This window comes from Streptococcus sp. OH4692_COT-348 (assembly GCF_003859975.1).
Taxonomy (GTDB): Bacteria; Bacillota; Bacilli; order Lactobacillales; family Streptococcaceae; genus Streptococcus.
On record NZ_RQZB01000015.1, the window covers coordinates 13,261 to 28,708 of the forward strand.

The window sequence follows — 15,448 nt, forward strand, 5'->3', positions numbered from 1 at the left end:
AAACTAGCAAAAACCCACCAATCTGAGTTGATGAGTCCTTAATCTATTTTCTAAATTTCCACTGGCTATAAATACCGAAACCGATAATCCAGATAGCTGAACCGATTGCTCCGACAAATGTAGACTCTTGTAAAAAGAGGGTTACAAAGACAAAGGCAAAGAAGAGCATGGTTAAGGGATTTAGGAAACGATAATGGGGCATGAGATATCCATCTGCCATAAAGTCCTGTGATTTGCGGTATTTAAGGTGAGCCACCATAATCAAGATATAAATGGCGATATAGACACCTGATGATGATGCCGTAATCAAGGCAAAAGCATCGGAAACACCTGGCAAGATATTGATAAAGGCTGCTAGAGCAATCAAGATTGCTGAAGCAATGATGGCATTTTGTGGCACATTGTGGCGAGAAAGAGTATCTGCCTTGATAGCCTTTAAGAATGGATTTGGTGAATCATGGGCAATCTGGTACAAATGACGACCTGTTGAGTAGAGAGTTGAGTTAAGAGCAGATGCTGCTGACGTCAAAACGACGAAGTTAATTAAGGCCGCTGCCCACTTGATACCTGCCAATTCAAATACTGTTACAAAAGGAGAATCAGCTGAAGCAAGTTCACGCCACGGTATAATAGCCATAATGGCTAAGAGGGCACCTCCATAGAAAAAGGCGATACGCAAAGGAATTTCCTTAACGGCTTTTGGCAAGACCTGGCGTGGATTTTTTGTTTCAGAAGTTGTTACCCCGATAAACTCAATCATGAGATAGGCAAAGAAAACCATCTGGAAGGCCATGACAAAGTTAACTCCACCATTAGGGAAGAGGGAGAAATTGTCAGCAATATTAGCCAAACTTGCTACTCCATGTGGTGTCTTAAAGCCTGTCAAGACCATAAAGACTCCTGTGGTAATCATAGCTAAAATAGCCACAATCTTGACCATAGCAAACCAGAACTCAACTTCCCCAAAGAGCTTCACCGCAATCAGATTGACCAAGGCTAGAATAGTTAAAAATCCAATCTCAATCATCCAACTTGGCCAGCTAGGGAACCAGAACTGAACATAGTGAGAGATCGCAGTGATTTCCGCCATACCGATAAAGACAACGGATAACCAGTAAGACCAAACTGAGAAATACCCCCAGCCCTTACCTAAATGGCGCGTGATAAAGTTGATAAAGGTATGTTGCTCAGGGTCTTGGTAGAGCATTTCTCCAACCGCACGCATCATGAGGAACATGAAGGCCCCTGTAATCATATAAATCAGTACAATGGAAGGACCTGTTAGGCTAATAGAGCGACCTGCTCCCAAAAAGAGTCCTGTTCCGATTGTTCCAGCGATGGCCATAACCTGCACATGACGATTAGTCAGACCACGCTCCATCTTATTTTTTTTCTTCTTTGAACTCATATCGTCTCCAATTCAATTTAAAATGGAAAAAGGAGTGAGTGAAGCGCATTGCCTCCCCACTCCTTTTTTGTTTTTAGGCTGTTTTTTCAACCTTTAAGATTTTCACATCATAGCTACCAACAGGTGTTTCAATGGTTGCTGTATCACCTGTTTTCTTGCCAATCAAGGCTTGTCCAATTGGACTTTCATTTGAAACCTTACCTGCAAAGGCATCTGCACCAGCTGAACCTACGATAATATAAACTTCTTCCTCGTCCTCACCAATTTCTTGGATAGTAACTGTTTTGCCAATCGCTACTTCGTCTTGGGCAACTGAGTCACTATTGACGATTTCAGCATAGCGAATTTTTGTTTCCAAGCTAGAGATTTGTCCTTCGACAAAGGCTTGTTCATCCTTAGCTGCTTCGTATTCACTGTTTTCTGAAAGGTCACCATATGAACGGGCAATCTTAATGCGTTCTACCACTTCTGGTCGGCGGACCAATTTCAATTCTTCTAATTCTTTTTCAAGTTTTTCCTTTTCCGCAAGGGTCATAGGATATGTTTTTTCTGCCATTTTTCTCAACTTTCTTATTTAACTTTTAAAGCAAAATTATGTGGCGAACCACATAATTTTAGTTTGCACTACTTGATTGGGATAATTTGCTGTTGATATACTGTGCAACATTTTGATCATGTTCATCTTTGGTTGTTGCAAAGTAAACTTTTCCGTCTTCAACATTGGCTACAAAGTACAAGTATTCACTCTTTGTTTGGTTCACACTTGCTTCAATAGCATCAAGACTTGGACTATCAACTGGCCCAGGCATAAGACCCAGACGAGTATAGACGTTAAAAGGTGAATCAATATCTGTATCAATCCCAGCATCATCTGCTAAACTAATTTTCTGACCAAGTTTTCCTTGAGCATATAGAATAGCAATATTACTTTGAAGGGGCATACCAAGGTTCAAACGATTATAGAAAACACCAGCAATTTTTTTGCGATCTTCTGTCTGAGCACCTTCTTTTTCTACAAGGGATGCAATCGTCAACAATTCATTAACCGTCAAATTCTTTTCTTTAATCGAACTATAATGGTTTGATAAGGCCTTATCCATAGCAGACAGCATCTCATCAATCAAACTTTCAATAGTTGTGCTTTCCTTGATAGAGTAGGTTGCTGGGAAAAGATATCCCTCCAAACGATAACGAACACCAGACTCTTTTGTTGGCAAACTTTCAAGCAAGTTTGGATACTTAGCTACCTCTTGAGCAATAAAGGTTTCATCTTGAACTTTTGTCAAGAAGGCATCTGCCGTAAGAGCTTCTTTAAAATTACCTTCAAGTTGTTCCACTGCTTGTGCGATTTGATCAATCGTATAACCTTCTGGAATTGTCAAGTTCGCAAGAGATGGGACCTGAGGTTCAGGTGTACCACCTTTTTGCAATTCTTTAATCAAATCATCCGTACTCATACTCTTCATCAAGTTATAGTATCCTGATTTGAAATCAGAGTAATTTTTGTACTTAGCATACAAGCTGAAAATAATTCCATGTTTGACCAAACCAGATTTTTCCAAAGCATTCCCAATTTCTTGGACATTGGAACCTTCTGGAATTTGAACAGTAACATACTCCTTAGAATTCGCATCAATAGGTTTAAATGAATCTTGAATATAGATATAGCCAAAATAGCCACCAAGAGACACAACTACCAGGAATAACAAGAAACCAACAAGACATCCTTTCCCTTTTGACTTCTTCTTAGCAGTTGATTTTGTAGCTTCGCGACGACTACGTCTCGGAGAATTAGCTAAGCTGTCTGTCAATTCATCTGACTCAGAGAGCTCATTATCCTGTGCAGGAGCACTAACTTCTTCCGGTTGTTTACTTATTTTATACGACACCGCAACCTTTGTTGGAATCTCGTTAAATTCTTTGTCTTCGTTAAGCTTTACAGGTTCTACTTTCGGTTGAACTGGCTCAAAAATAGGTTCTACAGGTTCAACTACAGGCTCAGTAGCCGCTTCAATTTTAGATTCTGCAACTTCTTCATTTGCTGTAATTTCATCCGAAATATCATTTGAACGTGACGGAACACTAGGAGCGTTCTTTAATATTTGATCCACAACAGAGAGAGAATTAGCCATCAACTCTTCTGCTGAAGGTTCGTGGTCCTGAGTTGAAGGAACTACTGAATCTTCTAGAGACGAAGGAGTTTCAAAACTTGTAATCTCGTTTTCTTGCTCACTTCTATCTTGTTTTTTTACTCTCTCTAAATCACGTAAAATCTGCTCTTTAAAGCTTAATTTTTCTTCTTTTGGATTTTCACTCAAAAGATTTACCTCCTTGTTGACAGTCCATAATATTATATCTTAAAAACGAAAGAAAAGCAACCTAGCATGCTTTTCTAGCTTATTTTTTATACTCAATGAAAATCAAAGAGCAAACTAGGAAGCTAGCCGCAGGTTGCTCAAAACACTGTTTTGAGGTTGTAGATAAGACTGACGAAGTCAGTCACATATATACGGTAAGGCGACGCTGACATGGTTTGAATTTGATTTTCGAAGAGTATTAGCTTCCCAGACCATATCATACCAAGTTTCCCCTGCAAAGGTTGACTGGGACTGGCCTTCATTGACAAATTCATGTTTTTCGTAGTAGGAGATGAGATAGTCATGACAGGTTAGATTAATGCCTTCTCTTTCGTGTTCAAGAGCCACTTCTTTCAAGGCTGTTAGTAATTTCTGACCAAGTCCAAGTCCCTGTGATTCTTTGGCAATAGAAAGACAGGTCACAGAGATATAACCACCAGGCTTATGACTATAATCTTCTATCTCTTCTGTAAAAGACTGATCTTGCAGATGGCGGTGTAGTCCAACTGGCCCTTCTATATACCCCATGATTCTGCCTTCTTTTTCTGCAACCAGAAACGAGGTCTGAATTTCTCGCAAATGCGCCTCAAAGACAGAACGAGGAATGGCTTCTTCAACCGAGAAATTTTCTAGCTCAATCTCAACGATACGATCCAAATCTTCTAATCTTGCTGGTCTAATTTTCATTGTACCTCCTCTAAAAGAGATTAAACCAAATCATACTAAAACCTTGACTAGCTGCATAAAGCGAATCTGTCTCTTCTTCATCAATAAAACCGTTCATTTCAAAATAGGAAAGCAACTCATCCGGACTCTTCAAACGAATAGCTTTGTAATCCAGCTCAACTGCCACATCTTTCAAAGCCGCAAGAAGAAGCGTTCCCAAGCCCTGTCTCTGATGGTCAGTATCAATGACTAAAGAATGTATTTCTAGACATTTCGGATTGTGTGGGTAAGGACCACCTAGAATATAGCCCAGAAGCTGATTTTCATCCCTAGCTAGAAGAAAGGTATCCGCACACTTACGGATACTTTCTTCTAAGATATGGGAAGGTTGCTGCTTTTCAGCTGGAAAAGATGAAGCCTGAAGTGTCTCTATCTCAGCCAAATCAGACTTACTTGCCTGAATGATCTTAATTGGAATTTCCATGAAAACTTCCTATTGAACATTGCTTGTCAAATTAGACAAGAGACGCTCGAATGAATATTCATAGGTCTGGATATCTCCTGCTCCCATAAAGACATAGACAGCATTGTTATGGTCTAGGAGTGGAGAAACATTTTCAACAGTAATCACTTGGTGTTTCTTGTTGATTTTATTGGCTAGGTCTTCTACCTTAACATCACCATGGTCTACTTCACGAGCAGATCCATAAATTTGCGCTAGGTAAACTGCATCCGCTTGGTTCAAAGCGTGGGCAAATTCGTCCAACAAGGCAATGGTTCTTGTAAAGGTATGGGGTTGGAAAACTGCTACGATTTCCTTGCTTGGGTATTTCTGACGAGCCGCATCCAAGGTCGCAATAATTTCTGTTGGATGGTGAGCAAAGTCATCGATAATCACCGTGTCATTGACAATTTTCTCAGTGAAACGACGCTTAACACCGGCAAATGTTTTCAAGTGTTCACGCACCAAGTTCAAATCAAATCCTGCTGTGTAAAGAAGACCAATAACGGCTGTCGCATTCATGATATTGTGACGACCAAAGGTTGGAATGTGGAATTGCCCTAATTCTTGACCACGGAAATGAACTGTGAAGGTTGAACCAGTTGTTGAACGAAGAAGATCACTAGCGACAAAGTCATTACCTTCTGCTTCAAAACCATAATAATAAATTGGTGCATCAGACGTAATCTTACGCAATTCAGCATCTTCACCGTAGATAAACAAACCTTTGGTAATTTGTTTAGCATAGTCGTTAAAGGCATTGAAAACATCCTCTAGACTTGTGAAATAGTCTGGATGGTCAAAGTCAATGTTGGTGATAATAGAGTATTCTGGGTGGTAAGGCATAAAGTGACGCTCATATTCGTCAGATTCAAAGACAAAATATTTAGCATTGGCTGAACCACGACCAGTCCCGTCTCCAATCAAGAAGCTAGTATCCGTGATATGAGACAAGACATGAGACAACATACCTGTCGTTGAAGTTTTTCCATGTGCTCCTGCTACTCCCATGCTGACAAAGTCGCGCATAAAGCTACCTAGAAATTCATGGTAACGTTTGTAGCTGATACCATTTTGGTCTGCATAGGCAATTTCTACGTTGTTATCTGGACGAAAGGCATTTCCAGCGATAATTTCCATATCACCGTCTAGATTCTTTTCATCAAAAGGAAGAATGGTAATCCCTGCCTGCTCAAGACCACGTTGAGTAAAGTAGTACTTTTCAACATCTGATCCCTGTACCTTATGCCCCATTTGGTGCAACATCAAGGCCAAGGCACTCATCCCTGATCCTTTAATTCCGATAAAATGATATGTCTTTGGCATGTTTTCTCCCCTATTCTGTAATTCTGGTCAGATTCAACTCTTGGGCAACCCGACGTTCTTGTTCTGTTTGTTTACTTTTTTTATTGTAGATTTGGCTCTTCTTCAGAAAATCATAATTATTTTTCTTTGGACCTGAAGTTTCTTTTGGCTCAGCTTGAGTCGAAATATTGCTCACTTCTTCCGCCAAGATGTAATGAGACTGGGTCAATTTTTGACTATATTTGACAAATTCACCAGGATTTTCCTTTTGGAAAGGCGCGGTAGGTTGATTGCCCTGTCTAACCAGACTTGGCTGAGAATGGCGTCTTGTAGGAGTAATATCCTTAGTCAGATAACTTGCTGAGCGTTTCTTTTTCAAATCCGCACGCGCTTCTTCACGCGCCACCTCTGCATAGCTCTTTCCTTCTTTTTTAACTCCTAAACCAGACTTCTTAGGTTTCTCTACTGGCTTTTCAATCGGTTTTGCTGGTTTTTCTTCAGTAATAGGGGCCCACTCCAGATAATTCTTATCACGGTATTCTCCCTTGATATTACTGATAAAATCAGATTCATCGTACAAGTTCATGACTGGCATTTCAGTCAGTATGACCTCATCATCTGACACCAATGGAAATCGTTCTTCTCTCATTTTCTATTTCCTTTCAACACTTCATTATAGCGTATTGTCTTGATTTTTCAAGTGCTGGCTTCAGAAATTCCCAAAATTTCTCTAATTTCTGCTAGGGTCAGACTGCCACGTGACTCTGTTCCATCCAATACTTGTGACACCAGATGTTTCTTTTGTTCTTGGAGTTCCTGAATTTTTTCTTCAATGGTTCCCTTGGTCACCAAGCGATAGACCTCAACCGTTTCTTCCTGACCCATTCGATGGGCACGGCCAATAGCTTGCGCTTCCACCGCAGGATTCCACCAAAGGTCAACCAAAATCACTGTATCAGCACCTGTCAGGTTCAGACCGACACCACCAGCCTTAAGAGAAATCAGAAAGGCATCTCTTTCTCCTTGATTAAAGGCCTTGGTCATGTCTTGTCTTTCCTTGGCTGGGGTTGAACCCGTAATTTTAAAGGATGTCATGCCCAAGTCTGGCAGTTCTTGTTCAATTTTCTCCAACATTCCCTTGAACTGCGAGAAAATCAAGACACGGTGTCCACCTTCTGCCACCTGGACCAGAAGATCTCGAAGACTATCCAGTTTGCCACTGGCTCCCTGATAATCTTCCATAAAAAGGGCAGGAGTGTCACAAATTTGACGCAAACGCATCAGACCAGATAAGATCTCCACCCGACTTCGCTGGAATTCCTGATCTGAAACTTGAGCTAGACGGTCACGCATCTGTTGTAACTGGGCTAGGTAGATAGCCTTTTGCTGGTCTTCCAGTTCATTCTTATAAACCACTTCAATCAAGTCTGGCAATTCAGTCAGAACTTCTTCTTTCTTGCGTCGCATCACGAAAGGTTTGATAAACTGAGCAACGCGCTCAGCTGGTAATTTCATAAATTCTTTCTTGCTTGGCAAAAGTCCTGGCATGACGATTTGGAAAATAGACCACAGCTCACCCAGATTGTTTTCAATCGGAGTCCCTGATAGAGCAAAAACTGACGGCACCACAAATTGTCTCAAGGTCTGGGCAATCTTGGTCTGGGCGTTCTTCATGACCTGAGCTTCATCTAAGAAAAGGAAGTCAAAGGACATCCCCTTATAAAGCTCACTGTCCTGACGGAAGGTAGCATAACTAGTCACATAGATTTGATGGCTTTCAGCAAGAATCTCTTCACGACTAGCTTTCAAGCCATGAACAACAGCCACATCTAACTGTGGAGCAAATTTCTGAAATTCATCCGCCCAGTTGTAAATCAAACCTGACGGAGCTAAAATCAAAACCCGACTTTCTTTTGTCACTTGACTGGTCAAAAAAGCAATGGTCTGCAGGGTTTTACCAAGTCCCATATCATCAGCCAAAATCCCACCAAAACCATAATGATGGAGCATCTGCAGCCAGCCGATTCCCTTTTCCTGATAATCTCGTAAATCAGCCTTAACCTGAGTTGCCTGTCGAGGAAAATCCTCTGGATGCGTCAAATCGTGGGCCAGATTCTGAAATTCTTGTGAAAAAGAAACACGGTCACGCCCTTCAAAAAGATGAGCTAAACTGTAGGCCAAGGGTTTTCGAGCCTGCAAAGCCCCATCTTTTAATTCAAGCTGCCCCAGTTCCTGTAGATTTTGGCGAATTTTCTTGGTTTCTTCATCGAAAAAGTAGACTTGATTAGACGCATCAATGTAAAAATCTTGATTGGTAACCAAGGCCTGCATGGCTTGGTCGATTTCCTCCTGGGCAATATCTTGAAAATCAAACTGAATTTCCAAGAGACCTCCCTTGGAAGCAATCTGCACTTGAGGGCTTGCTAGGTTATAGAGTTCTTCTAACTTGTCTGATAAATCAACATTCCCGAGTTTTTCAAATACTGGAATGATTTCGTGGAAGAAATGATAGACAGACTCCGCTTTTAAGGCCTGACGCCAAGATTGAAAGTCTGCTTCAAATCCAGCAGCCAAACAGACTTGGAAAATTCTTTCTTCTAAGTCAGCATCACTCGAAAATGGTAATTCTTCTAACTCTTGTCGGCTAGATACCTGTCTATTTCCATAATCAAACTGAATTTTTAAACGAATCCGATTATCCTCTTCCCTGTCAAAGTAAAAAGAGGGTGCAAAGGATTTAATTTGTAAACGTTCAGGAGCTAAAACGGTGCCCATCTGGCCAAAGAGCGTTAGACAAGAAGCCAACTTATCTCTGTCACTGCTATCAAATTGCAGGTATTTCTTTCCATGTTGATCCAAAGGTAGCGCTTTGATTTCCTTGAGAAGACGCATCTGCTGGTCTGTTAGAAAATAAACCTGTCCTTTATGGAAAAGCACAGCTCCCTGATAAAAGACATTGACCCTTGGACTCTCACTGATTTCCATTTCAAAATAATCCGAGTATTCTGTTACTGTAAAGGCGAATAGATTGGCATCAGCATGCAAATCCTTAAAAAGTAGGATTTGGTAGCTATCCACTTGATGGTCAAATTGAAAATGGGGCAAGGCCATCAGTAAATTCACACCCTGCTCAAAAAAGGTCTGAGGAAAAAAGAGGTGTCGACCTTGGTTTTGGAAAAAGAGATCTGAAGCCTGTCCTTCCTCCATTAGTCCGCGTAAGAAAGTCAAAAGCTCTTGACTTTCCTCATTAAAGGCTTCCCAAGATAGAGACTCCTCATAAGTTTTACCAATCATATAAGGTTTTCTCTTCTCGATAACTTTTAAAAAGAGTGGAATATCCCGAATGACATAGTATTTTTGACTATTAATTTGCCCGATTCTCAGCGTCCACAAGATACGATTGGTTCCTGCTTCCACCTGACCTACAGCCGATAACTCATAGGCTCGGTCTGATTTTGGAGATAAGATTCGGTCCAAAAATTTTCCACCCAAGGTCACCTTGGTTTCAACGGCCTCTTTTTCTTCATGACCTTCTTCCAGCCCCTGCAAGATTTCCTGACCACGCTCATCATTTTTTAGAAAATGCTCCAGAGCTGCCAAATGCACACAGTAGCCCCTCTTTTGGAAAAAATCGCAAGCACAAAAAACCAAATCATCCTCTAAACTATAGCGCAGTTCTTCTTCTGCAACGCGAGCGTAGAGGCGATTGTTCTTTTCCTTGATGATATCAACCTTACCAGTTTCATAAAGGGCAACGCCTTCGATACGGACTTTCCCCGGAATCAATTTAGCCATATTTTTACCTTTACCTTATCTTTTTATTATACCATATTTTCCCCTATGAAAATAGCCTTCTAGGGATACTTTTCTCCTAGAAGGCTGGGTTTTTAACGTTTGGCAAAAGTCGTCACAATTCGCTGACACACTTCTTGCAACAAAGATTTAGGCATGGCTACATTGAGGCGGGCATGGAGACTTCCTTCCTCTCCAAAATCCAAACCACGGTTGAGGATAACCTTGGCTTCATTTCTCAAAAGCTCTTGCAATCTTTCATCAGTCAGGTCATAGGCTGAAAAATCAAGCCAAATCAAGTAGGTTCCTTGCGGTTTCATGACCTTGATGTTGGTTTCTTTTCCAAATAAATCTACCACATAATTAATATGGTCTTCAAAGACTTGCTTGAGTTCCTCTAACCAATCCTTCCCATAGCGATAGGCAGCTTCTGTCGCCAAATAACCCAAACCTGAAATTTCATGCTGATTATTAGCCAACTGGCGTTTCTGGTAAGCCACTCTCAGCTTAGTATTTTCAATGACTGCATAGGAATTTTTTGTCCCTGCAATATTAAAGGTTTTAGTGGCACTGCTTAAGACGATAGCAAATTCTTTAAAGTCAGGATTGATGGTATTGAAAGAATGATGCTTGTGACCAAAGAGGGCTAAATCTTGGTGAATCTCATCAGAAACCAACAAAACACCATGTTTTTGACAGAGTTGGCCAATCTTCTCCAACACTTCCTTTTCCCAAACACGTCCACCAGGATTGTGGGGGTTGCAGAGGATATAGAGTTTGACATCCTCTTCTACCAAATCCTTCTCCAGTTGGTCAAAGTCAATCTCAAACAGCCCGTCCTTTTCCACCAAAGAATTGGTAATCAATCTGCGATTGTTGAGTTTGACACTGCGGGCAAAAGGTGGATAGACCGGTGTGTTAATCAGAACAGCCTCTCCTTCTTTTGTAAAGGCTTGAATAGCTGTTGAAATAGCTGGTACCACTCCCTCTATAAAGACGAGGGCATCCTTGTCAAAGTGATAGCCGTGTTGTGTAGCTTCCCAGTCCTGAACCGACTCAATCAAATCATCACTAGCATAAGTATAGCCATAGACCAACTGATCTGCGTAGGCTTGTACAGCTTGTCGAACCTCAGGCAAAACCACAAAGTCCATATCTGCTATCCAGGCTGGTAGAACTTCTCGGTCAGCTTCTGCCTCTTTCCATTTATAGGTATGGTGCCCAAAACGATTGGGCAGGCTTGTAAAATCATATTTTCCCATATCTATCTTATCCTTCCAATGCTTGGCGCAAATCTGCAATCAAATCTCTAGCATCTTCAATCCCAATTGACAAACGCAAAAGGTCATCTGTCAAACCATAAGAATGGCGCACTTCTGCTGGAATATCAGCGTGAGTTTGCGTTGTTGGATAGGTGATAAGACTTTCCACTCCACCCAAACTTTCCGCAAAAGAGAAGACCTTGAGGCTGTTCAAGATATGAGGAATGCGTGTTTCATCCGCTACTTTAAAGGAAATCATACCCCCACGACCAGTGTAGAGAACTTCCTTAACTGCTGGAGAATCCTTCAAAAAGGCAACCACTTCTTGGGCATTAGCTGTTGAGCGCTCCATACGGAGAGACAATGTCTTGAGACCACGAATCAATTGATAACTGTCAAATGGCGACAAGACTGCCCCTGTCGTATTGAGATTGTAGAAAAGTTTCTCGTATAGTTCTAAACTATTGGTCACAACCACTCCAGCCAAGACATCATTGTGGCCTGCCAGATACTTGGTTGCTGAATGCAGAACGATATCTGCTCCGTCTTCAATCGGGCGTTGGTAGATAGGACTGTAGAAGGTATTGTCCACCACCACTTTGGCACCCCTAGCATGAGCCAATTTTGCTAGTTTCTCAATATCAAATTCCAACATCAAGGGATTGGTTGGCGTTTCAATATAGAGAACATCCACATCCTTCTCCAACTCGCCAATCAGCTCTTCTTCTGTATTGGCATAGGTAAAATGGAAACGGCCTTCCTGCTCCACTTGGTTGAACCAGCGGAAAGAGCCACCGTAAAGGTCACGGACAGCCAAGACCTTACTTCCTACTGGAAAGACGCTAAAGGCCAGTACAATAGCTGACATTCCTGAGCTAGTAGCTAGGGCATAGTCTGCTGACTCAATAGATGCCAAGACTTCCTCAGCCTTACTACGAGTTGGGTTTTTAGTGCGTGTATAGTCAAACCCAGTAGATCGACCAAACTCTGGATGCTGATAGGTCGTTGAAAAATGAAGCGGTGTCACCAAAGCTCCTGTCGCCTCATCTGACTTAATGCCTGCCTGGGCCAAAATTGTGTTAATGTGTAATTCCTTGCTCATACAATTCCTCCAAATCTATAGTAACTATTGTACCACTTATTTTCATCAACTCATTTTCTTCTTTTCAAGAGCTGGTTATAGTTTCAAGCTATACACTTATCGAATAAAGTTAAAAAAGAATCCAGAAAATATTCCAGATTCTTTTGTGAAAATCCTTGCTAGGGCTTACTTAGACCGAAAGAAATCGTGTTGAGCTAAATAGTCATAATGATCTTTGTTAAATCGATATTGGCCCACACGCTGACTAACCTGACCAACATCCACAGAAAAAATAAAGGATTCATTTTGATAGTTCCAGTTCAGCCTAACTGTATTCAAGACTGTCTTATAAGTAAAATCTTTAACTTGATTCCAAGGCATCCCTACGACGTGATTAAAACGCTTTTCAGTTACATCACTGATGTCCATCAAGTAGATTCCCTTAGGTGTGAATGCCAGAATCTTAGGCTTCACACTCGACTGAACATAGTAGGCTCCTCCTACAATGAAGAAATCAATAAAGGATTTCAACCATGTCTTTTTCTTAAAAGTCATCAGAAAATTCTTTTGCCCTTCAATATGACAAGTTGAGAGAAATGATGCAATCTGTTTTTCTGTTGCAAACTCCATAATAGCGCCCATGATGATACCTCCATAACTATTAGTAAATAGGCAGATAAGAACTCTTCACATAAAAGAAGAACTTATCATTTGTTGCGTTTTATCTTACTTTTCCAGTAGATGGCATCCCTCCAATAAAATCATCCTAGCATGTGTATACTTCAGTTAACACTGGAAGAGGATTTAAAAAAATAGCTTTTCACAACTTTTATTATATTCATTATATCATAAATTTGATAAACGATTTAAAAAACGTAAGCACTTTCCTTCCAAAATTCGCCATTACTCTATAAAAAAACGACAGTTTCCTTGAAACCATCGTTTTTTCTGGAAAAATCCTTATTTGACATGTTTTGCCAATTCTTCTTGGGCTTTTTTATTGGATTCTTCTTTTTCTTTCAGCCATTTTTCTTTGGCTTTTTCATATTCCTCTTTTGTGACTGTTTTATCTTGTACTTTGAGGTATTTATAGGATTCGATTCCTTTATTACCAGCTAATGAATATGGTTCTGAGAAAGGAACTGTTTTTCTCAATACTGGTGTTCCACCCTTAGAAATATTTGGAATCGCTAAAGCGCTATCTACCAACCAAGCTTGGATCTCAGCATACTTTTCATAGCGTTTTGCAAGATCTTGTTCCTTATTGGCTTCTTCCAACATTTGAGTGTAGACATCCAGTCCAACAGCCTTAGCCTTATCATTAGATTCACCAGGCTCTATACCCAGATTTTGCAACACTCCACCGCTCTTCACATTGAAAATATCAAGATAAGTTGATGGATCTTGATAGTCAGATCCCCAACCACCGTTGTAAAGATCATAATCCTTCTGAGCTGCTGTCTGAGCCAAATAGCTTGTATTGTCATAGTCTTCAGTAGAAAGTTGTTGAATATCAATTACAACGTTCTCTGCACCTAAGGCTGCTTCAATAGATTGTTTCATAGAATTTGCCTCTTGGACATTCTTTTTAGCAGCTTGGTCAACTGTCATGTCCAAGTGGATAGGGAATTGAACTCCTTTAGCTTGGAGTTCTTTCTTAGCTTCTGCAAATTTGGCTTTAGCTTTTTCAGCATTGTAGTATGGATCCTGAGCATCCGCAAAGTTGATTCCTTGCCATTCTTTACCATAATTGACCATCTTAGAGGCTACTACTTCACCAAAGTCTTTTCCATTGATACTTACAAATGTTGGTGGGACTACTAGGTTACGCAAAATCTTAGTTGCACCATCTTCTCCTTGAGATTGAGCCCCATAAGCTGTACGATCATAGGCAAAATTAATAGCTTGACGGAAGTTTTTATTAAGAACCGCTTCCTGAGTCGATTTCTTTTCAGCATCACTTGTTTTTGAAGTAAATTGATAAGATTTTCTATCAAGGTTAAAGTTTAAGAAGTAAGAAGTAGCATCTTGTAAACTATAAATGATATTGTCCTTATTCTTTTCTTTAATTCCTTCAAAACTTGAACTATTTGGATAAAGACGAGCATAGCTATAAGCACCTTCCACAAAGTTACGAGCCAGTGCATCTTGGTCACTACCATCATAATAGGCCAATTTCACATCATCTACAAAGACATTTTTAGCATCCCAGTAGTTAGGATTTTTCTTGAATTCAATGACAGATTTTGAAACAAAGGATTTCATCAAGAAAGGTCCATTGTACAAAATACTTGAAGGATCAACTGTTCCAAAATCATCACCTTTTGATTTCAAGAATTCCGCATTAACAGGGAATAGAATCGTTGAAGTTGTTTTTGAGTTCCAGTAAGGTTCTGGTCGAGTCAAAGTATATTGAACTGTCTGGTCATCAAGAGCCTTAACTCCAACAGTTGAAAAGTCGCTTGTTTTACCAGTGATATAGTCATCTAAACCAGCAACGGATTCTTGCACCAAGTACAAGGCTTCTGATTTTTTATCAGCAGCGTATTTTAACCCAGTAACAAAATCTTGGGCAGTTACTGGAGCATATTCATCTCCATCTGCAGTATACCATTTAGCATCTTTACGCAGTTTGTAGGTATAGGTCAAACCGTCTTGAGAAACGCTCCAATCCTCTGCCAAGGATGGAATATAGTTCCCATATTGGTCATTTTCCATGAGACCATCTACTAGATTAGTCACAATATCATTGGTAGTGGCACGGTTTTCTGCTAGATAATTCAAACTAGATGGATCGCTTGAATAAACATAATTGTATGTTTTTGACCCTGTGCTAGAATTTCCACACGCGCTTAATAAAATACCTGCACTTAACACGACACCTGCAAGTGCTGCATACTTGGCTTTAGACTTTTTCATCTCCAGAACCTCCTGATTTAAATATTTGTCTTATTATACAACTTGAGTTTTATTTAGTCAATGGTTTTTTAAGTAAAATTTAAGAAAAATAAAATTACCATCTACAAATTTTAGTTATCATTCTACAAAATAATAAAAAAGAGAATAATTTAAGCA

At 40.3% G+C, this 15,448-nt stretch carries 12 protein-coding genes; all 12 read right to left on the reverse strand.

The window, feature by feature from the left end; genetic code table 11:
- Nucleotides 1–43: 43 nt before the first annotated feature.
- The 12 genes from EII37_RS08480 to EII37_RS08540 all read right to left on the reverse strand — a co-directional run bounded on the left by EII37_RS08480 (nt 44) and on the right by EII37_RS08540 (nt 15,292).
- Complete coding sequence (locus EII37_RS08480; RefSeq protein ID WP_169435203.1) at nt 44–1,408, reverse strand: amino acid permease; 1,365 nt, start codon at nt 1,406–1,408, stop codon at nt 44–46.
- Nucleotides 1,409–1,481: 73 nt separating this feature from the next.
- Complete coding sequence (greA, locus tag EII37_RS08485; RefSeq protein WP_000818750.1) at nt 1,482–1,964, reverse strand: transcription elongation factor GreA; 483 nt, start codon at nt 1,962–1,964, stop codon at nt 1,482–1,484.
- A gap of 58 nt (nt 1,965–2,022) precedes the next feature.
- Nucleotides 2,023–3,726 carry an endolytic transglycosylase MltG gene (mltG, locus tag EII37_RS08490; RefSeq protein ID WP_124788265.1) on the reverse strand — a complete coding sequence of 568 codons (1,704 nt, stop codon included), beginning with the start codon at nt 3,724–3,726 and terminating at the stop codon, nt 2,023–2,025.
- Between the two features lie 177 nt (nt 3,727–3,903).
- Nucleotides 3,904–4,452: a GNAT family N-acetyltransferase gene (locus EII37_RS08495; protein ID WP_124788266.1), complete on the reverse strand. Its 549-nt coding sequence runs from the start codon at nt 4,450–4,452 to the stop codon at nt 3,904–3,906.
- Nucleotides 4,453–4,462: 10 nt separating this feature from the next.
- Complete coding sequence (locus EII37_RS08500) at nt 4,463–4,915, reverse strand: GNAT family N-acetyltransferase (RefSeq protein WP_124788267.1); 453 nt, start codon at nt 4,913–4,915, stop codon at nt 4,463–4,465.
- Nucleotides 4,916–4,924: 9 nt separating this feature from the next.
- Nucleotides 4,925–6,259, reverse strand: a complete 1,335-nt coding sequence (murC, locus tag EII37_RS08505) for a UDP-N-acetylmuramate--L-alanine ligase (protein ID WP_124788268.1) — start codon at nt 6,257–6,259, stop codon at nt 4,925–4,927.
- A 10-nt stretch (nt 6,260–6,269) separates the two neighbouring features.
- Entirely contained in the window at nt 6,270–6,887 is a 618-nt protein-coding gene (locus EII37_RS08510) for a cystathionine gamma-synthase (protein WP_124788269.1), read from the reverse strand.
- Nucleotides 6,888–6,934: 47 nt separating this feature from the next.
- Nucleotides 6,935–10,033 (reverse strand): DEAD/DEAH box helicase, encoded by a 3,099-nt coding sequence (locus EII37_RS08515; RefSeq protein ID WP_124788270.1) that lies wholly within the window; start codon nt 10,031–10,033, stop codon nt 6,935–6,937.
- Nucleotides 10,034–10,125: 92 nt separating this feature from the next.
- A complete protein-coding gene (locus EII37_RS08520; RefSeq protein WP_124788271.1) occupies nt 10,126–11,292 on the reverse strand; it encodes a MalY/PatB family protein in 1,167 nt (388 codons plus the stop codon).
- A gap of 7 nt (nt 11,293–11,299) precedes the next feature.
- Entirely contained in the window at nt 11,300–12,394 is a 1,095-nt protein-coding gene (locus tag EII37_RS08525; protein ID WP_124788272.1) for a cystathionine gamma-synthase, read from the reverse strand.
- Between the two features lie 165 nt (nt 12,395–12,559).
- On the reverse strand, nt 12,560–13,015 hold the full coding sequence (locus EII37_RS08535; RefSeq protein WP_124788274.1) for a hypothetical protein: 456 nt from the start codon (nt 13,013–13,015) through the stop codon (nt 12,560–12,562).
- Between the two features lie 318 nt (nt 13,016–13,333).
- Entirely contained in the window at nt 13,334–15,292 is a 1,959-nt protein-coding gene (locus tag EII37_RS08540; RefSeq protein ID WP_124788275.1) for a peptide ABC transporter substrate-binding protein, read from the reverse strand.
- Nucleotides 15,293–15,448: the final 156 nt, after the last annotated feature.

Bases quoted from the DNA above. Each gene is read 5' to 3' on its own strand.
- EII37_RS08480 (WP_169435203.1), bottom strand. From the start codon at position 1,408: ATGAGTTCAAAGAAGAAAAAAAATAAGATGGAGCGTGGTCTGACTAAT.
- greA (WP_000818750.1), bottom strand. From the start codon at position 1,964: ATGGCAGAAAAAACATATCCTATGACCCTTGCGGAAAAGGAAAAACTT.
- EII37_RS08495 (WP_124788266.1), bottom strand. From the start codon at position 4,452: ATGAAAATTAGACCAGCAAGATTAGAAGATTTGGATCGTATCGTTGAG.
- EII37_RS08500 (WP_124788267.1), bottom strand. From the start codon at position 4,915: ATGGAAATTCCAATTAAGATCATTCAGGCAAGTAAGTCTGATTTGGCT.
- murC (WP_124788268.1), bottom strand. From the start codon at position 6,259: ATGCCAAAGACATATCATTTTATCGGAATTAAAGGATCAGGGATGAGT.
- EII37_RS08510 (WP_124788269.1), bottom strand. From the start codon at position 6,887: ATGAGAGAAGAACGATTTCCATTGGTGTCAGATGATGAGGTCATACTG.
- EII37_RS08515 (WP_124788270.1), bottom strand. From the start codon at position 10,033: ATGGCTAAATTGATTCCGGGGAAAGTCCGTATCGAAGGCGTTGCCCTT.
- EII37_RS08520 (WP_124788271.1), bottom strand. From the start codon at position 11,292: ATGGGAAAATATGATTTTACAAGCCTGCCCAATCGTTTTGGGCACCAT.
- EII37_RS08525 (WP_124788272.1), bottom strand. From the start codon at position 12,394: ATGAGCAAGGAATTACACATTAACACAATTTTGGCCCAGGCAGGCATT.
- EII37_RS08535 (WP_124788274.1), bottom strand. From the start codon at position 13,015: ATGGGCGCTATTATGGAGTTTGCAACAGAAAAACAGATTGCATCATTT.
- EII37_RS08540 (WP_124788275.1), bottom strand. From the start codon at position 15,292: ATGAAAAAGTCTAAAGCCAAGTATGCAGCACTTGCAGGTGTCGTGTTA.